This window comes from Mycolicibacterium aichiense (genome assembly GCF_010726245.1).
Lineage (GTDB): Bacteria > Actinomycetota > Actinomycetes > Mycobacteriales > Mycobacteriaceae > Mycobacterium > Mycobacterium aichiense.
The window spans coordinates 5,145,814-5,167,000 of sequence record NZ_AP022561.1 but is presented as its reverse complement, the minus strand read 5'-3'; the positions used below and the strand labels follow the sequence as shown (position 1 = coordinate 5,167,000).

Genomic DNA, 21,187 nt, shown 5'->3' with positions numbered 1-21,187 from the left:
CCACTGAGCCGGAACTCCGCGGCGAGTTCCAAGAACCGGGACAACGTCTCGGCATCGTAGGGCGACGAGACGGCGTCGGCCGCTTGGGCGATGCGCTTGGGATCGGTGGTGCTGTAGAGGATCGCGCGGGATTCCGTTGCCGCGGTGGCTGATCCAAGAAGCAGCTTGGCCAAAACGCCGGGAGCCAGCGGGTCGAGCTGCAGAGCATCACGCCACTGGCTCGCCATTCGGGTATCAGCCTGCAACGCGGAAGAGATCATCTCGAGTGGCCGATTCAGGACACCGAACGTGATATCAGACGCACGCGGCGGAGGATGGAGCACGTCGCTGCGAAGCTGGTCCACCGCCTCGGGACCGAACCGTCCAACGAAATCCACCTCGAGGTCCTCGTCCTGAGACACCCCCCAGGCGCGGATCTTGCCCTGCTGGCGAGCGCGCTCGAAGAACTCGCGGAGCTCGTCGGTGGCCACGGTGTCCATGTGCCGCGGGCCGTGCACGAACAGGATGTCGACGTAATCCACCCCCAGCGCGGTGAGGCTTTCGTCGAGACTGCATGCCGCGATGGTGGCGTCGTACGCCCGGGGGATCGGGGCCGGGGCCTGGCGGCTCTTGACGGCCGCCCGCAACGCGGGTGCTTTACGAAGCAGCGCCCGCGCGGGAGCCTGAAACCGGGCCAGCCGGCTGGCGAGGCCACCGACGGGGGTGCCGAACTTGGTGCCGATGGTGACGCGGTCTCTGTCGATGGTGCGCAAGAACGCACCTAGCTCAGCTTCTGCCATCCCGAGTCCGTACATACGTGCGGTGTCGAAATGGGTCATCCCGCTGTCGACTGCGCTGCCCAGGACAGCCATTCGCTCCTTGCGGGAGGGTGACTGCATCAGGCCACCACATCCGAATCCGACCGCGCTCACGGTCAACTGTGGTCCCTGGAGTTCAACCCGCCCTAACACCCAGCCCCCGTATGTCTGGCGAAACGCCCCGTCGCCACCGCGGATACATCTCCGTAGGCTATGAGTACAGCCGGGTCAGGCGCAATCTTTCTGTCCGGTTTGCCGCCATCAGGTTTGCCGCGAACGGTCCGCGAGTCGCCACTGTGCACGATTGCGGCACGGCTTCGAGCTGGTCGATTCCGGCAAGTGCTCGCAACGGTGCTCGTCCTGGTCCGCGCGGCTAAAGACTTTGCGGACGGTAGCTCGCGAGCAAGAGTTGGCCGCCGGCGGGTCCGCAACCCCAAGCCTTGTGAAAAATGTTGGTGCCTAAACACTTTGAGGTTGAGTCTGCCATGAGACTGACGAAGCCGATGGTCCGCTGCGGCCTGTGCGGAACGGGGACATCACGCACTGACTCCGGATACCATCCATCTGCCGACCGGCCACGGACGGCGTGCTCTGCGAGGGCTATTCATATCGGCGCTTTCGAATCTCGCGGTGAGCGCGCAGTGCTATGCTCCGTTCGCATCGGGGGGCCATTCCGGGGGGTGAGCGTTGGGCGATCACTTGGAGTCTCTCCCTGTGCAACGACTCGACGAGCAATGCTGTACCGCTGTGGGGTCTTCCCCGCGTGAAAAGTGAAGCCAGCGAGTGTTTTCGATGCCCGGCCGGGGTGGGCTGGGTTGGGCGGCAATTCTCAGCGCCGAAGTCGTATATTGACAGTTGGCTTATCAGGCGATGCGAAGGCGATTAATTCCATGCCGGTAACTGAGGGGCGATTCATGATCACACTGTTCGGATCGGCGCTTCAATGACGACTGACGGGGCCGTGATGGTCACGGGCAGTGCGGGTTTCATCGGCAGTGCGTTGGTCTCGCACCTGCGCGAGATCGGCCGACCCGTGGTGGGAATCGACCGTGACGCCAAGCCGGCCGCTGACTCGCTGCGTCTGGATCTGAAGACCATCACCGCGGCTGACTTGCCCCGGCCGTGCCCGCCGACGATCGTGCACCTGGCCGCGCTGTCCAAGGAACCCGGTTTTCCGTGGCGGGACTACTTCGCCAACAATGCCGAGGCGACACGTCGCTTGTGTCAGGCCGCCGGTGAAGCGGGTGTGGACAACATCGTCTTCACCAGTTCGATGATGGCCTTTGCTTCTGGTCCGTGGCGCCGCAGTGAAAGCGACTTCGGCGACGCAGACACCGCGTACGGCGCCAGCAAGCTGCAGGCAGAGGAGATCCTGCGGACGTGGCAGGCCGAGAAGCCGGGACGGCGCCTGCGCATCGTGCGTCCGGGCGTGGTGTTCGGCCCCGGCGACACCGGCAACATGCGGCGGTTGATCCGCGGCCTCAGCAAGGGCCGCTTCGCCTACATCGGCCGCGACGACACCGTGAAAAGCTGTATCTACCTCAAAGACATGGTTCGGCTGTTGACCCTGCTCACCGAAGACGACGGGCCGCACGTGACCTACCATGCTGTCTATCCGCAGCCGACCACGATCCACGACCACGTCGACGCCATCAACGCGGCCTGGGGATGGGACCGCCACCCGCGGACTGTTCCCTACCGCCTCGCCCTGGCTGCGGCCACGCCGTTCGCGGTGGTCGATCCGACGGGAGCACGTTTCGGCCTGCACCCCAGACGTATCCAGAAACTGCAGTTCGATACCAACATCAGCTCGGAGCGTCTCGCCGACATCGGCTTCACCGCGCAGTATTCGCTTCGCGAGGCCTTCGCCGACTGGCGGCGGGACTGCGGCGGCGGGTTGCCGCAGTGAGCGGTACCTCAGCGCGGTGGTTTGACCGGCTCCACAGCTGAGACCGGACGAGGCGCTCCAGGGGTGCTGACCGGATCGACGGGCTTGCCGATGACCTCGTAGACGCGGAACATCTCGTCGCTTGTCACGCCGTCTGCCGAGTAGATCAGCCTGCCGATCCCCGCGCCGGTAGACCACAGGTCCGGGTAGCGGCGGTTGATCGCGTCGGGGATATTGAGCCGGGGATTGGTCGCCACGATGTAGCGGATTCCCATGTCCCACGGCCTGTTCAAGGCCGCCGAGAAATCGTAGTCACTGGTGATCACGAACTGTTTCGGGTGGTCCGAGGACAGCCAAACCCCCCACGCCAAGAAGGTATCCATCAACACCGCGCCGTCCGGAAGCTTCTTCGCGTCGAGCCAGGCGGCGAGTTGCCGCTCACTGATCAGGCGCCGGCGTGCGGACTGCTTCTCCGGAGGATGGCCGACCGGATCGACCAGAGAGATGAAGCTGGATTCCAGCTGCCCGTACGCGATGTCCTCGTTGACGATCAGCGGCGTCGTCACCGGGATCGCCACCACCACCGACGCGGTGAGTAAGACAGCGGCGGCTTGGGTGGAACGCCTATCCGCCGTGCTGCGGGCAGCGCCCGGCCGCGCCGACGTCCAACAGGCAACCGCGATGCAGACCACCATCGGGATGGCCAGCAGATAGAAGCGGAACCACCCGAACGTCATCGAAAGATGCTGTGCCACTGCGGCGAACGTCAGGGTGGCACCGAGGACTGCCACCGGCACGACAGTGCTGACCTGTCTGCGGAACACCGCGACCAGCACCGCCGTCGCAACGGCGATTCCCGTCAGCGGTTGCATGCCGAAGAGCCGTGCGGAGACGACCAGCCATCCGGAACCGGGGTCGCCGCGACCCACATGTGCCAACCGCTGTGCCACCTGGCTGCTGTTGCCGTACTGGGAGGAGAAGGTGGCGAACAGTTCCCCGTTGATGATCCAGCCGGTGACTGCCCAGATGAGGATGGTAACGGCGATCGGGAATCCGATGATGCCCAGGTTGAGGACGGTGGACTGCAGACGGTCGGAACCGCGCGAGCGATGCCAGGTGACCACACCGACCAACAGGGCGGCGCCGGCGGCAGCCGGGACCACCTCGTATCGGGTGAGATATCCACAGCCCAAAGCGATGCCGGCCCAGGCGAGGTCCCCGACGCGCTCGCTATCGCACCATCGCATCAAGTGCCGTACAGCCCACACCAGGCAGAACATCTCCGCCGCCTCGCTCAGGCCGGAGCCGCCGTACAAAATGATCATCGGGTGCAGGGCCACCGCGCCGACGGCGACCCACCGCCACGCCGTCGGGAGTCCGCGGTCGAGCGCGATACCCCGGACCATGAGCGCGGCGCCGGCCATGAACAGCGAACTCTGGATGACTCCGGCGATCCCGTAGTACTTCAGCGCCGGCCACCAGTGACTGAGTGCCACGAACGGTATGTCGACCATGCTGGGCAGCGGATTCCAGACGAACCCGATGGCCGACAGGTGTGGATCGCGGGCGTAGATCGCAAACCCGGCGTTGGCCACCCGATTGGGTGCATCCGGCTCGAAGATGTTGTACCGCAGCACCAGAACGGTCCCGACCGCACAGTAGAGCGCAGTCAAGACGGTGAAGAGCAGCAACCCCGGCCAGCGCGTGCTGCCCTGGGCCGACTGGTCGGAGTCGGCCTGGATCGGAGCGGCTACGACCGTGGTCACAGCTCAGGGCTGGTGGTGGTGCGCCTGCGTAACCGGATCACCAGAACTGTCGCGGCGATGACGAGCGCGGCGGTGCCGATGCCGAGACTGAGCCACGCCCACCATTTCCAGGCGGCGCCGGGATTGGGCTGGCGGGCCATCGGGCCGCCCTCGTTGACGGACATGTTCACCGTACGGCCCTGCGATCCGGTGGCGACCACGTCGCCGACCACCGATGCCCAGCGACTGGGCAGGCCGCGGATGTAGTCGAACGACGCGTCGACCAGGGACCAGTCGCCGGTGGCCGAGATGGCCAGCACCGTGCGGTTGTTGGAGGTGAACGCCTGGATGGCACCGACCTGCCCGTTGACATTGAGATCGGTGGCGGGGTCGCCGTTGACGCCGACGTCGCTTGCTCCGTTGGGAACCAGCGGAGCTTTCATGCCTGCCTTGGACAGAGCGGCACCGCTGGTGACGGCCAACAATCCGGTGCCGGAACTGGACGCTTGGCCGAAAGTCGTCACTTTCGGGCGCAGAGTCACCGACGTCTGCTGCGCCATCAGATTGATGGCCTGCGCGGCGTACCTGATGTATTCGGGACTGTCCAGTGTCACGTAGAAGTCAGGGGTGAATGCCATTGGCAATACCGGGAATCCGCCGCGGTTGTTGGTACCCGGCGTAACCGTGACCGTCGATTGCCCGTCCAGGGCGAACGTCATGCGGTCATTGAGGGGGGCGCATTCCTGCTGTGGAATGTAGCGAAGCTCCAGTGCGAGTCCGACGTTCGAGGCGATCTCTTCCGGAGGGATCACGCCGCTGATGTCCAGCGTTCCCGAATTGTCCAGCCGGTGGGTGGCCAAAACCGTTGATCCCGAACGGATCAGCACCGATGCCTGGCCGCTGCCGACCGGGGTGTACTTGGCCATCAGGTGGACGCTGGCACTGCTGATCGGACCCGCGCCGAAGGCGCTCACGTCAAAGCCGGCGTAGATGGTGGTGACCCCGAGGACCGAGGCCTGGCCGTTGACGCCGAGCTGGTCAAAGGTCTTGGTGTTGCTCGACAGTGTGGTGTCGTCCTTGGACGACAGCACAACGGCTGCCGGTGCCTGGGCCAAATTCGTTCTCTGGTCGACGAATAGCTGCACCTGTCGAGCCAGTGTCTGTCCGGTGCCGCTGATCACCAGCGTCGCCGCGGGCGTGCCGGCGTTCTCGACGATCACCCCTGGCTGGCTGTTGTCGCGGATGTCGATCACCCGCACAGTGGGTTCCGGCGCGGGTGCGATGTCCTGGGTGGTGACGTCGATGCGGACCGGCATCGGACGGTACTTCTTGGTCAGTTGTGCCACCAAGTCCAGTGCCGCCTGCTGCTGAACGTAGGTCGGATTCGGGCCGACGTTGATCAGGATCTTGTCGAGAAAGCTCGGCAGGTAGTCGGCTACCGATGCCGGGTCGGTCGGCGGCCCGGCGAACGAACTGGCGAGCTGGCTGATCGAAAGCGCCGGTATCTGCGTGCAATTGTTGACGTTCTGGTTGTTGTCGCGGATGACGAAGCTCAGCTTGGCCATGCCGTTGGCGACGAGCGCCGGGCTGATGTCGATTTCGAACGGTACGGTCGTCGCGTCGGCCGGTACCGGGATGGTGCCGAGCACCATGCCGCGGTCGTCGAGAACGTCCACCCGCCCGCTGACCACGTTGACGACCGCGCCGATGACGCCACTGAGCGTCGTCGGCACCGTGCCGGCCGGGACCGGGATCGCGGTCTCGCTGGGTTGATTGGCTCCCAGTAGATCGATCCTGTCCGGCAATCCCAGCTGGGGCCACCCGATCAACCGTGGCGGCTCGGGTGCGGGCTCAGTGGAGATCACCTCGACCACGTCACTGTCCGGGTCTGCCGACGCGGGCGCGAGCGCGCTGCCCAGCATCGGTGCCGCAAGCAGAACCGACACCATACTCACGGTGCCGAGTCTGGCGAAAAGTGCTCTCACGAAAGATTTCCCGTCGACTCAGGGACAGTGTGTTTTTCGGACAGGCCGTGGACGGTCTTCTCCCAGAAACACGGCTTGGTCACCAGCTGATAGAACGCCTTCACCGCCGCAATGGATTGCAGGAACCAATACAGCGGGACCAGCGCAGCCGCCCACCAGAGGTGGGGTTTACCCAACGCCTGCGCGACGATGAGGCCGACGAAGACCGACATCGGTGCGCCGATGAGAAGCAGAACCAGACAGACGTAATAGGTCATCGGTGGGAACACCACTTCGACGGCGTGGGGCCGGCCCAACATCCACGTCGCCAGAATGAACCAGAACAGCAGATTGCACGCCGCGGTAAGCGGCACACCGCCGGTCATGTTGATCAGGCGCCAGGTGCCCTTGACGCCGATCTCTCTGCGCAGGGCCGCGGGATTGCGCAGATGGACCAGCATGGTCTGCAGGTAGCCCTTGTACCAGCGCGACCGTTGCCGAATCCAGTTCACCACATCGGAATTCGCCTCTTCCAGCGTCACCGAATCCAGGATCCGGGTTCGGTAGCCGCAGCGCGCAAGCCGCACACCGAGATCGGCGTCTTCGGTCACGTTGTACTCGTCCCACCCGCCGATCTCCCTCCACACGTCGGCGCGCATGTGGTTGGAGGTGCCGCCGAGCGGCACAACGCAGCGGGCCCGTTCCACCGCAGGCAGCACGACGCCGAACCATTGGTCGTACTCCAAGGAGAAGAATCGCGTCAGCAGATTCTGGCGCTCGTTGAAGTAGCCGAGCCTGGCCTGCAGGCACCCGACCTCGGCCGGGGTCTGTCGGAATGCGGCGACGGCCCGACGCAGCTGCAGCGGGTCGGGGATGTCCTCGGCGTCGTAGATGGTCATCAGCTCACCGCGAAGGCCGGGCGTTGCCATACCGTAGTTGCACGCCTTCGGCTTCGTCTTCGGCATGCTGTGGGGAACGATGATGACCCGGATGGATGTCAGATTCGCGTCGAGCAATGCCATCTGGGTCGGCAGATCGTCTTCCTCGACGAGCAGCAGGATTTCCAGTTTGTCTCTGGGGTAGTCCAGTCGCCCCACTCCGTTGAGGAGGTTGGCGACGATGGTGGGCTCGTCGTAGACGGGCAGCAACACCGTGTACACCGGCAACTCGTCATCGGTGAGTGCCAGCGCCTCGTCGTCGGAGACCCGGATGAGTGCCGACGAGCGAATCCCGCGCAGCAGAAGATAATTCCGGTCGATGCTGGATGCGAGATAGAAGGCGGCAATCAGTGCGGTCACGGTGGGTGCGACAGCGTAGGGGAATGCGACGCCGCCGGCGATCAGGGCGGCGGTGGCAACACCCAATGCGGTCAGAGTGCGGGCGCCGAGGAGATTGTGGGCCGAAAACCGCGGGTGCAATTGCGCGGGTTGCAGGGTCTCAGTCACGTCTGTGGGAGCCTCCGGGGTAGGCGGTGCCGGATCTGCCACTGATCGCGGCCACCAACTTGTCGGCGCGCTGACTCACCAGCGGATCGACGTGATCGAGGCCCTGCGGCCGCTGACGTGACAGCCACAGCCACGAGCCCACGGATGCGTCGAGGACGTCGGGCGGCTGGGGTGCCGGGGGTGCCTGATCACCCGTCAGCGACTGGCTGACGATCACGGTCACCCGCTGGAACAGTGAGCCGGCGCGTTGGGTCCAGGTCAGCGCATACCAGTCCACCCCACGGGCGTCGGCGGCGGCGTCGGCGTCGCTGTGGATGGCACGGGTGCCGGCCGGGATTGCGGTGGAGGCGGTGACGGCTCGATAGCTCACCGGCCGTGCGGTCGGATACCAGACGACATCGGCGAGGTCGTCCAGAACGGCCTCGCTGGGTGTCGAGAGCACGTCTACCGCGGCGGTCGGCATGTCTTTTTCGGCCGGCACGGCATATCTGACCAGTGTGGAGCCGGGCCCGGCGACGTTGGTGACGAAGTCATAGGACGCACCGCGGGACAGACCGCTGCGGGCCGTCCAGTCTGTTGGGACCGTTCGCAGGGTCGGCGCCTCGTGCTGGTGCAGCCCGGCGGCGGCCAGGATCGCGGTGCCGACGGCGAGGAAACCCACCGTCCGCGAGGAACGGTGGGGCATTGCCGCGCTGATCGAGCGTTCGGTGGAGTCTGCCGAGCGGCGATCCGGCGCAAGCCGGGCACCGAGAACCGACAGGACGGGAATGACTCCGCCGGTGACGATGATCGTGGGCAGAAACCAGGATGCGCAGCCGAACACCAGCGGTGCGCTGGCCACGAGGCTGATGGCGGTGGCGGCTAGTCGACGCTGTGTGGGAAGCGGGCGGGTGGCCAGGTAAACGGCAACCGCGCCGATCGCGGCGGCCACCACTGCGCCGGCGGTAGGGGTTCCGCCCAGGGCGGCCGTGGCCGCCAGGTAGGGCACGGGCGTGGCGAAGAACGCCAGGAAAAGCCACAACGCCCACATCGTGAGGGCGTGGCGCATACCGAACAAGACGACGACGCAACACACGGCCCACACCAGGACCGCCAGTGACTCCAGACGCCACCACGCTGACAGCGTCGGCATCCGGCCGATCAACAGATAGATGGCCGCCAGACCGAGAACGGCGATCAAGGTGGCCACGATCCAGTCCGATTCACCGTCGCCGACCCCGTGTGAGGTGGTGCGGTATCCGGCGGCGATCAGAAGAGCCAGGACGGGCAGGACGATCAGATACGCGGCTCGAGAGCCGGCGACCGCGTCGGCGAAGTTGTGTGCGTAGCTGGATGCGTACGCGACGAGGCAAAGCGATGCCACCGCTATGCCTCGATGCAACACGCCGAGACCGGTTGGCCGGGCCGGGGCGTCAGTCGAAATATCGTCTGGGAGTTCGCGGTCGGTAACGGGCCGCGGCGCGACGGTGGCCGTCACATCGATGTTTGGCATCTATCCATCCGGTGTCCAAATGATGGTTGCAGCAGCTAACTTGCGTTTGCATAGCTGCGTGTGGCAGATAATGGCTCTGGATTGATCATGGTCGTGACTAGCGAAAAGTTACGCCAACTACAAATACAGCAAATATTTGATCCATCGCTGAAAACCCCGCCCTCTGTGGTGCAACTCACGTTTGAGCTGTGAACGACGGGTGCGGCGGGTACGGAGCCGCGGTGGATGCGGAATGCTGAAGATCGTGACCGCCGCGCGCACCACTACGTCGATCTACATCGCGTCGCCCGAGGGTGACACCGGTAAGTCCACCGTCGCGCTGGGCATCCTGCACCGCCTGACCGCGATGGTGCCGAGGGCGGGCGTGTTCCGCCCGATCACCCGACGGGAGAACCGCGACTACATCCTCGAGCTGTTGCTGGCCCACAGCAACGCCGGGCTGACCTATGAGGAATGCGTCGGCGTCAGCTATGAACGGCTGCACGCCGATCCCGACGGCGCCATCGCCGATATCGTCGACCGCTACCACGAGGTGGCCGACCGCTGCGACGCTGTCGTCATAGTCGGATCGGACTACACCGATGTCGCCTCACCCACCGAGCTGAGCGTGAACGCCCGCATCGCCGCCAACCTGGGCGCCCCGGTGCTGCTCTCGGTCCGCGCCCGCGACCGCACGCCGGGAGAAGTCGCACAGGTCATCGAGCTCTGTCTGGCCGAATTGGCCGCCCAGCATGCACACACCGCGGCGGTGGTGGCCAACCGTGCTGACCCGGCCCAGCTGGCGGCAGTCGCGCAGGCCTGCGCGGCGCTGGGGCCGCGCATCTACGTCCTCCCCGAGGAGCCGCTGCTGGTGGCCCCGACCGTCGCCGATCTGAGCGTTGCCGTCGGTGGCGTTCTCGTGCATGGCGACTCCTCGCTGCTCGGCCGCGAGGTGATGGGTGTGCTGGTGGCGGGCATGACCGCCGAGCACTGTCTGGAACGACTCACCGAAGGCGTTGCGGTGATCACCCCGGGTGACCGCTCCGACGTGGTGCTGGCTGTGACGAGCGCGCATGCCGCCGAGGGCTTTCCCTCCCTGTCGGCCATCATCCTCAACGGCGGGCTGCCGCTGCACCGGTCGATTGCGCAACTGGTGAACGGCCTGGGTCTGCGACTACCGATCATCGCCAGTGATCTCGGCACGTTCGAGACGGCGAGCGCAGTGGCGAGCACCAGGGGTCGGGTAACCGCAAGTTCTCAGCGCAAGATAGACACCGCTATCGCCCTCATGGAGCGCTATGTCGACATCGACGAGCTGCAGGACCGGCTCAGCCTGCCGATCCCGACCGTGACGACGCCGCAGATGTTCACCTATCAGCTGATGGAGCGAGCCAGGGCCGACCGGAAGCGGATCGTGCTGCCCGAGGGAGACGACGACCGCATCCTGCGGGCCGCGGGACGATTGCTGCGCCGCGGGGTAGCCGATTTGACAATCCTCGGCGAGGAAGCTCAAGTCCGCTCGCGTGCAGCGGAATTGGGCGTGGATCTGACGGCGGCAACCGTGCTGAATCCGCGGACCAGTGAGCTGTGCGACCAGTTCGCCGAGCAGTATGCCGAGCTCCGGAAGAAGAAGGGAGTGACGCTGGAGCAAGCGCGCGAAATAATGCATGACGTGTCGTACTTCGGAACGATGCTGGTGCACAACGGAATCGTCGACGGGATGGTCTCCGGCGCGGCACACACCACCGCGCACACCGTGCGGCCGGCCTTCGAGATCATCAAGACCCAGCCGGATGTCTCGACGGTGTCGAGCATCTTCTTGATGTGCCTGTCCGACCGGGTGCTGGCCTACGGCGACTGCGCGATCGTGCCGGATCCGACCGCCGAGGAACTCGCCGACATCGCGGTCAGTTCGGCGCGCACGGCCGCGCAGTTCGGGATCGACCCGCGAGTGGCGATGTTGTCCTACTCGACGGGCGACTCGGGCAGCGGTAGCGGTGTGGAGAAGGTCAGGACTGCCACCGAGTTGGTCCGGTCACGGGCGCCGGAGCTGTTGGTGGAAGGGCCGATTCAATACGACGCCGCCGTCGACCCAACCGTGGCCGCCGCCAAGATGCCGGGCTCGGAAGTGGCCGGACGCGCGACGGTGCTGATCTTCCCGGACCTCAACACCGGGAACAACACCTATAAGGCAGTCCAGCGCAGTGCGGGTGCCATCGCGATCGGGCCGGTGCTGCAGGGGCTCAACAAACCCGTCAACGACCTGTCCCGCGGCGCGCTCGTCGAGGATATCGTCAACACCGTGGCGATCACGGCGATCCAGGCACAGGGGCTGTGATGGCCGATACCGTTCTGGTACTCAACTCCGGCTCGTCGTCACTGAAATACCAGCTCGTGCAACCGGATACCGGCGCCTCTGTGGCGCATGGGATCGTCGAGCGGATCGGCGAGGACACGTCGGCCGCCACGTTGAAGTCGGGCACCGAAGAGATCCGCCGTGACGGCCGGATCGCCGATCACGAGGCGGCGCTGCGCACCGCGTTCGACTTGTTCGCCGAGTCGGGCCAGCATTTGGACGATCTGGGGCTCGTTGCCGTCGGGCACCGCGTCGTCCACGGCGGCCAGGATCTGTACCGCCCCACCGTCATCGACGATGCGGTGATCGTCAAACTGAAGGAGCTCGCGGCGCTTGCCCCGCTGCACAATCCACCTGCGGTGCTCGGTATCGAGGTCGCCCGCCGAGTGTTGCCCGACCTGCCACACATCGCGGTGTTCGACACCGCGTTCTTCCATGATCTGCCGTCCGCCGCGGCCACCTATGCGATGGACCGGGAATTGGCCCAACGCTGGGATATTCGCCGTTACGGCTTTCACGGCACCTCTCATCAGTACGTCAGTCAGCAGGCCGCACAGTTCTTGGACGCGCCGGTCGAATCGCTGAACCAGATCGTGCTGCACCTGGGCAACGGTGCCTCTGCGTCCGCCGTCGCCGGTGGCCGTCCGGTCGACACCTCGATGGGACTCACGCCGATGGAGGGGTTGGTGATGGGGACGCGTTCCGGTGACATCGACCCCGGAGTACTCGTATACCTCTGGCGGACCGCGGGCATGGGGGTAGAGGAGATCGAGACCATGCTCAATCGGCACTCCGGAATGTATGGCCTTGGTGGTGAGATCGACTTCCGGGTGGTGCATCAGCGGATCGAATCCGGCGACGAGGCAGCGCAATTGGCCTACGACGTCTACATCCACCGGCTACGCAAATACGTCGGCGCCTATCTGGCTGTTCTCGGACACACCGATGTTGTGACGTTTACGGCCGGGGTGGGGGAGAACGACGCACGAGTTCGGCGGGACGCGCTGACCGGTCTGGCGCCTCTGGGCATCGAACTCGACGAGCACCTCAACGACAGTCCGGCCAGGGGCGCACGGCGGATCTCGGCCGACAAGTCACCGACGACCGTGCTGGTGATCCCGACGAACGAGGAGCTGGCGATCGCGCAGGCCTGCCTGACTGTCATCTAGGTTCTGCGCCGCGGACGCTACTTGGCGCCGGGCATCGGAATCGGGCGAACGCCCGGAGTGCCGAGCTTGCCTGCCAGCCATGGCAGCGCGTCGGCGAACGCGTCACCCGCACCTTGGAAATCGTGCGATGCATGGGTTTTCACCACGGCACACTCGATGCCATAGCTGCTCACGAGCGAACACAAAGCATGGGCGATGTCAGCGTGGTTCTCGGAATTGGTGTCCCATTCGGCCGGTGTCGAGGGCGGGACGTCGGTGTGCTCGCCCGGCCGGTATTCAGCGGTGGTGTCCGACGACACCGCGAACCATGCCGACATCCCGGTGTAGGGACCATGCCGGATGATCGCCGACCGTGGATCGAATTCTTCCCACGCGGCGGCATCGCCACCGAACAGTCGGGCGATGGTCTGCTCGCGCGTTCCGGCATTGGGGCCCAGTTGACCGTCGACACTCACGATCGCGCTGAACACGTCGGGGTGCATGACCGCGAGCATCAGCGCGCAGGTGCCGCCCGACGACCATCCGGCGACTCCCCAGTTCTCCGCTTTGGGGCTCACGCTGAAAGTCGAGATCACATACGGCACCACATCTTTGATGAGGTGATCGGCGGCGTTGCCGCGAGGGCCGTTAACACACTCCGTGTCGGTACTGAAGGTCCCGCCGACGTCCGGGAAGACGAACACGGGCGCGTTGCCGTAGTGCCGCGCCGTGAAGTTATCCAGCGTCGCAAGCGCATCGGCCGATCGCAGCCAGTCGTCGGGACGGCCGAACTGCCCGCCGAACATCATCACCGCGGGGAGTTGGGGCGGTGGTGACGTCGCGAACCATGCCGGCGGAAGATAGACGTACTCCTGGCGATGCTGAAAGCCCGACGCCGCATCGGGTGTCGTCACTTTCACGACGACGCCTTGAGTCGGCCGGACTCCTTGGCGCTGCATGTCGGCCAGGGTGGCCTGGTCGATGTAGCGCGGCGACTCGGTACCGGTCATTCGGTCCCAGGCGGATTGCACGGTGGGGAAGTAGCCGGTCCAGGTGTTGAGTGCCAGCGCCACGCAGAGCAGGCACAGCGGAACTGCCACGAACGCTGCAATCCTGCGGGGCCACCCGGCACCGCGCCACCCGAAGATCAGTACGACGATGGCCGCTCCGAGGCCGACGATCCACACCCAGAATGTCGCGGGTGCAGGATCTTCGGACAGCCCCTGGTTGTGGATGAACCAGAACGTCAGTCCGGCGAAGATGCCACCGACTATCACCGCGATGGGAAGCCAGAGCAGCAGCCACCGTGGTGATCTGCGCCCGATCGCCGCCAACAGCACTGCCGCGGCCACAACTTGAGCGGCGATCACCACCCAGCCATGTAGCAAGCTCACGAGGAACGGCCTTCGCAATCGTTGGGTGCCGGAACGGAGTTGACGCGTTGGTTCATCCAGTCGAGTGCCTCGGCCATGTCGAGCTGGTCGGGGGCGTCACCGGGCAGCCGGCGAATGGTGATGACGTCGCCCATTTTGCATGCGCGATCCAGCGCGGCCTCAGTCCACGCCGCGGGCGTCGCCGGATCTTGGTCGCCGTATATCACCAGCATCGGGCCTTGGGTCGGTCCTTGCGGGAGGCTGCTTTTTTCCAGGAAGCCGCGAAGCGTGTTCGCCGCGGCGGGGGAATGAGGCCGTAGGTCGTCGGGGGTGATCTGACTCGCGATCGTCGCGCGTTCGGCGAGGCCGGCGGGATCACATGCCAGCAGCGCGTCCCACTTCTGCGCGACGATTCCGCTGCGGTAGTCGTCGAGCGGGAAGTCGTTGAAGTACGAGTTCTTCACTCCGGAAAGAAATGCCAGGAGATCGAGTTGCTGCTGGCCGTTGAGTGTGCCTGCCTCGGCGGCATCGGCCAGACCGGTGATATCGGCGGCCGGGGAGATGGCGACCGAGCCGAGCAACGTCATACTCCAGCCCTGGTTCGCCGCAAGCTCATTGGCGGCCCACGCCGCCTGTCCGCCCTGACCGATGCCAAGGGCGAGCCAGGACGTCGACGCCTGGCCGCCGGCCCGTTCGATCACCTGGCGTCCGGCACGCACCGAATCGATCAGGTTGTAGCCGACTGTCGTCGAATCGAGATAGGGATGGTAATGGTCCCGGTCCGGCCGATCCTGGATCTTGGCGAGGTCGCCCAGCCCCTGATAGTCCGATACAACGACCGCGTAACCGGCTTGCAGTAACTGCAGTACCACGGCCGACGAATCGAGCAGTGTCGGCGACGTTGACGGACCGCAGCCTGGTTTGGTGCCGCTGGCGGGATGCCCGAACGCAACGAGTCGCCACCCGCCGTCCGGGGCGGGCCCCTTCGGCACCAACAGAATCGCCGTGACATGGGTGCCGTTGTCGTTGATCCCGGACCGGGACGCGTACGTGAAGCGCTGGGCCCACTCGACTGCCGACTGCAGTGACGGATCGAGATCCCTTGCCGCATCACTGGTGATCACATCGCCGTACTGCTCTGACGGCGCGGGCTTGTCCGTCGTGGGCTGCGGTGACGGGGACTTACCGCATGCGGCGCCGCTCAGAACCACGATCACCAGCAGGGACAGGGCCGTCACTATTCGTCGCACGAACCAGATGGTAGTGGTCGCCGAAGGCGCATCGGCGTCGGTTGAGCTGCATCCGTTGGTGCTGCCGGCCGGTTGTGCGACCTGACGTGGGATAACTCGGCCCGGTGGTCGCTAGCGCGGCGGTCGCGGATCGCTGGGGTCGTCCGGGTTCGGGTCGCCGAACCAGCGCGACGGGGTGTGGCCGGGGTAGTTGTCGTGCCAGGCCCACCATTCGTAGGGCTTGCTCTGCGGGTAACCCGGTGGGGAGTCCTCCCAGGTCTCTTGGCGGCCGAGTGCGGTCATATCGAGGAAATGCCATGTGTTGACGAAGATTTCATCGCCGCGACTGTCGATGAAGTAGGTCCGGAAGATCTGGTCGCCGTCGCGGATGAACGCATTGGTGCCATGCCACTGGTCGACGCCGAAGTCGACGTCGAAGGCGCTGTCCTGGCCGGGCACCATGGTGTACCACGGGATGTCCCAGCCCATCCGGGCCTTGATCCGCGTGATATCGGCCTGCACCCCCCGTGATGCGTAGACGAACGTGGTGTCCCGGGCGTTGAGGTGGGCGAGATTACCGATGTGGTCAGCCATCAGTGAACATCCGACGCAACCATGGTCGGGCCAGCCGTGGACACCCGGGTCGAGGAAGGCGCGGTACACGATCAGCTGTCGCCGCCCGCCGAACAGGTCGAGCAGGCTGCAGGTTCCGTCCGGCCCGTCGAATACGTAGTTCTTGTCGACCGGAGTCCACGGCATACGCCTGCGCTGTGCCGCCAGGGCGTCGCGGGCCCGCGTCAGTTCCTTTTCCTTGACCAGCATTTGGTTGCGGGCGGCCTCCCACTCGGCTGCCGACACGATGTCGGGCATCTGCACGGTTACTCCTTCGAATCATTCAACAAGTTAGTTGAGTATCTGAGTTCAGCCAACCACTCTGAGCGGCTATAGTCAACAAGATGGTTGAAGATCAAGTGTTGGACCGGGCGTACGCCGCCCTGGCCGATCCGACCCGCCGCCACCTGATCGAGGTGTTGCGACAGGGCGATGCCCGGATCACCGACCTTGCCGCTCCGCTGCCGATGACGTTCGCCGGAGTATCACGCCACGTCGGGGTGCTGGAGTCGGCCGGCCTCATCCAGCGGGAGGTGCGCGGACGCGAACACTGGGTGTCGCTGCGTCCGGAAGGGCTTACCGCAGCTCAACACTGGATCGACGAGCAGACCCGGTTCTGGTCGACCCGCGCGGATGCGCTGGCCGCGCGACTGCGCCGCAAGAAGGCCGACGGCCGATGACTGACACGGTGACCGTCGTCGTCTCGCGGGTCATGCCGGCCCCGCCCGCGGTGGTGTTCGACGAGTGGCTGGATCCGGAAGCGCTGCAGGAATGGATGTGTCCGAATCCGGTGCGCGTCGTCGAGGTCACCGTCGAGCCTCGGGTTGCCGGGACGGTGCGCTTCGACGTCGACGACTCGGGCACCAGGGTGCTCATCAGCGGGCAGTTCCTGACCATCGACCGCCCGCGTCTGCTGAGATTCACCTGGAGCAACTCGAATTGGGAGGATCCCTCACAGGCCAGCATCGTCGCGGTGACGTTCGAGCCGGTCGGCGTGGACGAGACCTTGATGTCGATCGAGCACACTTTGCTGCCGACAAGTGAATTCGAATCGTTCCACAGCGGCTGGATCGATACCTTCGCCCAGCTCGCCGCCCGGTTGACGTCGACTGTGCGGTGACCGTCAGAACGCACAGTCGATCCCAAGCTGACCGGTTTACCGTCGGCAGCTGTGGTTCGCTGGTCATGTTTGCTGCTCGGCATAACCGTGTGCGCGTTGGCCACGTTCGGTCCCGTCGGCGAGTACGCGCCGGTGCTGTTCTGGGTGCGCGCGTTGCAGGTGCTGCTGCTGTTGTTCGTCACACCGCTTCTGCTGGCATCAGCTCGCCCGGTGGCATGGGTGTGCTCGCGCTCGATGCCCGTGGGACAGATCGTGGACCGGGCGCTGAGCTCGAGAGCCATGCGGGTGGCGCTGTCGCCGTTGACGACGTCAGCCGCCATGCTGGCGACACCGTGGCTGCTCTACCTGACGCCCTGGTATGTCGCCTCGATGACCGGACCGCTGGCGGCGCTGACCCGGGTGTGGCTGGTGCTCGTCGGGTTCGGGTACTTCTACACCCGGCTGCAGGTCGATCCCGTGCCGCGACGATTCTCCCCGCTGCTGTCCATCGGCATCAGCGTCGTGGAGTCGTTGGCCGATGGCCTGCTCGGCATCGTGCTCTGGCTTGGACCACTCATCGCTGTCGACTACTACGCTGCGCTGCAGCGTGATTGGGGACCGAGCCTCCGCACCGATCAATCGATCGGTGCGGGCATTCTGTGGATCCTCGGCGATGTGCTGAGCATTCCGTTCGTCGCCGCACTGATGCGTCAGCTCGGAACCGATGAGCGTCGGAAGGCCAAGCGGGCGGACGCCGAACTCGACCAGGTGAGCGGGGACGGCGCGTCGACGTTGTGGTGGGAGAACGACCCTGCGCTGCGCGATCGTTTCTCGCGCTAGAAGGTGCTGGTGGGCCGCACGTTGTTGGCCATGTCGACCAGCGCGTAGCGGTGTGCCTGACTGGTCGCCACCCGCGCCAGGCTGCGCAGCGAGGCTTCCACGCCCAGGCGCAGACCGTGTTCGGTGAACGGGAAACCGAGAATATGGTTGGTACTGGCGGTGTTCTCGCTCATCCAGTCCATCGCGGTGCCCAACACCAGTGCGCGGATCTGCAGCACCCGCGGTTCGGAATCGGGCAGCGCCTCCACCCGGTGCGCGGCATCGCGGATCTGCTCCTCGGACAGCTCGTGGGCTGACCGTCCGGACAGTAATGTCACCGCGCTGGTCAACCGGGCCGTCGTGAAATGCCTTGATGCGGCGGGAACTTCGTCGAGCGTTCGGACCGCGGCTTCGCGATCGCCTTCCACGGACAGCGCCCGGGCCAGACCGAACGCCGCCGAGATGGAGTTGTTGTCGGTGTGCCAGACAGTCCGGTAGAACGGCAGCTCGTCGGAGGTGGCGGCCAGCTCGGCCGTTGCCGCCAGGGCCAGCTTCGGCGCCAACTCGCCCGGGAAGATGTCCAGAACCTCGGTGAAATGCTTTGTCGCCGAATCGTAGTCGCCGGTAAGCAGCTCGGAGACCGCCTTGAACCAGATCAACCGCCAGCGCCAGCCCACCCGGTCGGCCAGATCGTCGAGCTTGCGGTTGGCCTTCGCGACGTCGCCGAGGTCGAGGAGCGCGCGGACCTCCATCAGTGGCAGTTCGATCGACTCCGTGAGGTCGACCCCTTCGGAGTCGAGTACGCCGTGCCGGGCTGCGCGTAGCGAGTCCAGCGTCTGAACCGGCTGCGACAGCACTGTCGCGGACAGCACTGTTGCGGCAATGTCGCTGGGATCCACCAGGGGAACCGGCAGGGCGGTGACGATCTCGGCGGCGGTCAGCTTCTCGGCGTGGGCCAGCCCGTCAAGGTAGACATCGGTATGCGCCACCAGCAGCTCCACCCCGAACGCCGCCCGGGTGCGGGTGAAGACGTTCGACAAGCCGGGCCGCGGCACACCGGTGTCCTCGGCGACCACCTCACGCAGGACGCCCATGAGCTGCGAAGACATCTCTTCTGCGCTGGCGAATCGGCGGCGCGGATCAGGGTCGATCGCCCGGCGCAACAACCGTGCGAACGAGTCGTACTTCTTGAGCACCGGATCGTCTTCGGGCAGCCCGTCGACGTAGCGGCCCTTGCGGGTTCGCAGGTTCAGCGTCAAGGCGGCCAGGGTGCGGCCCACCGTGTAGATGTCGCTGGCGACGGTGGGTCCGGTCCGGACGATCTCGGGCGCCTGATAGCCGGGCGTGCCGTAGAGGTAGCCGAACGAATTGATCCGTGACACCGCGCCGAGGTCGATCAGCTTGAGCTGCTCCTCGGTCACCATCACGTTCTCCGGCTTGAGATCGTTGTAGCACAAGCCGATCGAATGCAGATAGCCCAGCGCCGGCAGGATCTCCAGCACATAGGCGATGGCTTCGGACACCGGAAGCTTCTCGCCCTTGGGCAGTTTCAGCGACTTTCCGCCGACGTACTCCATCACGATGTAGCCGACGGGCTCGCCGTGGGAATCGGGGTGCTCGACGAAGTTGAAGATCTTGACGATCGACGGGTGGACCACCTCGGCGAGGAACTGGCGCTCGGCCATCGCGATGGCCTGTGCCTCGGCGTCCCCGGAATGCACCAGGCCCTTGAGCACCACCGGCCGTTCGTTCACGTTGTGGTCGACGGCCAGGTACACCCAGCCCAGGCCGCCGTGCGCCACGCAGCCCTTGATCTCGTATTGGTCGGCGACCATGTCACCGGGAACCAGCTGCGGCACAAATGAATACGGGCTGTTGCAGTGCGGGCACCAACCCTCGGACGGCGCCTCGCTGTCCTCGGTCGAGCGGCCCACCGGACGTCCGCAGTTCCAGCAGAACCGCTTCACCTCGGCGACAACGGGATTGACCATCAACGCCTTGAGCGGGTCGATCTCGGGGTACCGGGGAATCTCCACCAGCCCGCCGCCGAGACGTCGGGTCGGCGACAGCTTGCGGGCCACGGTGGGGTGATGCATGGCCTCCGGCTCGGTGCCCGCACTGCCGATCGAGTCGTCGTCGTCCTCGAATTGCGGCCGGTAGATCGCCTGGGTGGCCATCGGCCGCATCGTCGACGCCGAGTCCATGCCGAAATCGTCGAACGACGCGGGCTGGGTTCCGACGTCGACGTCTGGCTGATCGGAGGCGGCCATCAGTCCAGATACCTCGGCGTCGGGGGAGCCGGCGCGGGCCCCAGCACCGTCAACCACTTGCGGTACAACGTGTTCCACGTACCGTCGCGGCGGATTCGCTCCAGAGTGCCGTTGACGAACCGCACCAGACCGGTGTTGGTCAGGTTGATGCCGATGCCGTACGGCTCCTGAGCCATGTTCGGTCCGATGATGTGCAGGTACGGGTCCTGGGCCACCAGGCCGGCCAGAATGGAGTCGTCGGTGCTGATCGCGTCGACCTCGCGCTGCTGCAATGCGACCAGGCAGTCTGCCCAGCTCACCACCGTGACGATGATCGGCGGCGGGGCGATCTGACGCACCCGGTCCAGTGACGTGGTTCCGCTGGCGACGCACACCCGGCGCCCGGACAGGTCGGAGGCCTGCGAGATGGCCGACTCTCGTGGAGCCAGAATGCGTTGATAGGCGGTGAAATACGCCGTGGAGAAGTTCACCAGCTTGCGGCGCTCGCAGGTGATCGTCATGGTCTTGACCACGATGTCGACGGTGTTGTTCTGCAGCGCGGTGATCCGGTCGGCCGACGACAGGATGCGGTACTCGACCGCCGACGGAGTCCCGAAGATGTCGCGGGCCACCTCACCGGCGATGTCGACGTCGAAACCGGTGATCTCCCCGGTGATCGGATCGCGGAAGGAGAACAGGTTGCTGCCGACGTCGAGCCCGACGATCAGCCGGCCCCTGGCGCGGATACCGGCGACCGCCGCGTCGGCCTCGGCCTTGGTGGGGAAGGGGCGCAGGCTGGCGGTGCGGTCGCACGCATTCTCCGCCGGATCGGGCCGCAGCGGCGGTTCCGGCGCGAGCTCCTGCATCCCGGCCGGCGTCGGCGGGGCCAGGGTGGGCACCGGGGGAGCCCCGATGAACTCCGTTTTGCCGCAGCCGCTGAGGACGGTCGCCGCGGCGACCGCGATGCAGAGCAGCCGGTGAGCTTTCATGTG

At 65.6% G+C, this 21,187-nt stretch carries 15 protein-coding genes and 1 pseudogene; 6 read left to right on the top strand and 10 right to left on the bottom strand.

The window, feature by feature from the left end:
• Window positions 1-8 precede the first annotated feature (8 nt).
• Window positions 9-917: pseudogene (locus tag G6N32_RS24945) on the bottom strand (aldo/keto reductase); the annotation flags it as partial.
• An 823-nt stretch (window positions 918-1,740) separates the two neighbouring features.
• Here G6N32_RS24945 and G6N32_RS24940 point away from each other — a divergent pair.
• Window positions 1,741-2,706 (top strand): NAD-dependent epimerase/dehydratase family protein, encoded by a 966-nt coding sequence (locus G6N32_RS24940; protein WP_115318449.1) that lies wholly within the window; start codon window positions 1,741-1,743, stop codon window positions 2,704-2,706.
• Between the two features lie 8 nt (window positions 2,707-2,714).
• Here G6N32_RS24940 and G6N32_RS24935 read toward each other — a convergent pair whose 3' ends face one another.
• The 4 genes from G6N32_RS24935 to G6N32_RS24920 are packed head-to-tail and all read right to left on the bottom strand — an operon-like array spanning window position 2,715 to window position 9,202.
• On the bottom strand, window positions 2,715-4,451 hold the full coding sequence (locus G6N32_RS24935) for a glycosyltransferase family protein (RefSeq protein ID WP_115318450.1): 1,737 nt from the start codon (window positions 4,449-4,451) through the stop codon (window positions 2,715-2,717).
• A complete protein-coding gene (locus tag G6N32_RS24930) occupies window positions 4,448-6,379 on the bottom strand; it encodes a hypothetical protein (protein WP_115318451.1) in 1,932 nt (643 codons plus the stop codon). The genes G6N32_RS24935 and G6N32_RS24930 overlap by 4 nt, the downstream gene beginning before the upstream one ends.
• A 32-nt stretch (window positions 6,380-6,411) precedes the next feature.
• Window positions 6,412-7,839 carry a glycosyltransferase family 2 protein gene (locus G6N32_RS24925; protein WP_232077320.1) on the bottom strand — a complete coding sequence of 476 codons (1,428 nt, stop codon included), beginning with the start codon at window positions 7,837-7,839 and terminating at the stop codon, window positions 6,412-6,414.
• A complete protein-coding gene (locus tag G6N32_RS24920) occupies window positions 7,832-9,202 on the bottom strand; it encodes a hypothetical protein (protein ID WP_147291984.1) in 1,371 nt (456 codons plus the stop codon). The genes G6N32_RS24925 and G6N32_RS24920 overlap by 8 nt, the downstream gene beginning before the upstream one ends.
• Before the next feature lie 361 nt (window positions 9,203-9,563).
• Here G6N32_RS24920 and pta point away from each other — a divergent pair, with 361 nt between their 5' ends.
• Window positions 9,564-11,648 (top strand): phosphate acetyltransferase, encoded by a 2,085-nt coding sequence (pta, locus tag G6N32_RS24915; RefSeq protein WP_115318453.1) that lies wholly within the window; start codon window positions 9,564-9,566, stop codon window positions 11,646-11,648.
• The gene (locus G6N32_RS24910) at window positions 11,648-12,835 is read left to right on the top strand and encodes an acetate kinase (RefSeq protein WP_115318454.1); all 1,188 of its coding nucleotides are present in this window, start codon (window positions 11,648-11,650) and stop codon (window positions 12,833-12,835) included. Before pta ends, G6N32_RS24910 begins: the two co-directional genes overlap by 1 nt.
• 17 nt (window positions 12,836-12,852) lie before the next feature.
• Here the strand turns inward: G6N32_RS24910 and G6N32_RS24905 are convergent, their stop codons facing one another.
• The 3 genes from G6N32_RS24905 to G6N32_RS24895 form a co-directional block, all read right to left on the bottom strand.
• A complete protein-coding gene (locus tag G6N32_RS24905) occupies window positions 12,853-14,208 on the bottom strand; it encodes an alpha/beta hydrolase (protein ID WP_232077318.1) in 1,356 nt (451 codons plus the stop codon).
• On the bottom strand, window positions 14,205-15,437 hold the full coding sequence (locus tag G6N32_RS24900) for a lipase family protein (RefSeq protein WP_163789436.1): 1,233 nt from the start codon (window positions 15,435-15,437) through the stop codon (window positions 14,205-14,207). Before G6N32_RS24900 ends, G6N32_RS24905 begins: the two co-directional genes overlap by 4 nt.
• Window positions 15,438-15,548: 111 nt before the next feature.
• Window positions 15,549-16,292, bottom strand: coding sequence for a DUF899 domain-containing protein (locus G6N32_RS24895; protein WP_115318457.1), 744 nt, complete (start codon window positions 16,290-16,292; stop codon window positions 15,549-15,551).
• A gap of 80 nt (window positions 16,293-16,372) precedes the next feature.
• Here G6N32_RS24895 and G6N32_RS24890 point away from each other — a divergent pair, with 80 nt between their 5' ends.
• The 3 genes from G6N32_RS24890 to G6N32_RS24880 are packed head-to-tail and all read left to right on the top strand — an operon-like array spanning window position 16,373 to window position 17,967.
• The gene (locus tag G6N32_RS24890) at window positions 16,373-16,708 is read left to right on the top strand and encodes an ArsR/SmtB family transcription factor (protein ID WP_083118059.1); all 336 of its coding nucleotides are present in this window, start codon (window positions 16,373-16,375) and stop codon (window positions 16,706-16,708) included.
• A complete protein-coding gene (locus G6N32_RS24885; protein WP_115318458.1) occupies window positions 16,705-17,148 on the top strand; it encodes an SRPBCC family protein in 444 nt (147 codons plus the stop codon). Before G6N32_RS24890 ends, G6N32_RS24885 begins: the two co-directional genes overlap by 4 nt.
• A 27-nt stretch (window positions 17,149-17,175) precedes the next feature.
• Complete coding sequence (locus tag G6N32_RS24880; RefSeq protein ID WP_115318459.1) at window positions 17,176-17,967, top strand: cytochrome c oxidase assembly protein; 792 nt, start codon at window positions 17,176-17,178, stop codon at window positions 17,965-17,967.
• Here G6N32_RS24880 and G6N32_RS24875 read toward each other — a convergent pair.
• Window positions 17,964-20,216: a serine/threonine-protein kinase PknG gene (locus G6N32_RS24875; protein ID WP_115318460.1), complete on the bottom strand. Its 2,253-nt coding sequence runs from the start codon at window positions 20,214-20,216 to the stop codon at window positions 17,964-17,966. The two genes, G6N32_RS24880 and G6N32_RS24875, sit on opposite strands and share 4 nt — an antisense overlap.
• The gene (locus tag G6N32_RS24870) at window positions 20,216-21,184 is read right to left on the bottom strand and encodes a glutamate ABC transporter substrate-binding protein (RefSeq protein WP_115318461.1); all 969 of its coding nucleotides are present in this window, start codon (window positions 21,182-21,184) and stop codon (window positions 20,216-20,218) included. The genes G6N32_RS24875 and G6N32_RS24870 overlap by 1 nt, the downstream gene beginning before the upstream one ends.
• Window positions 21,185-21,187: the final 3 nt, after the last annotated feature.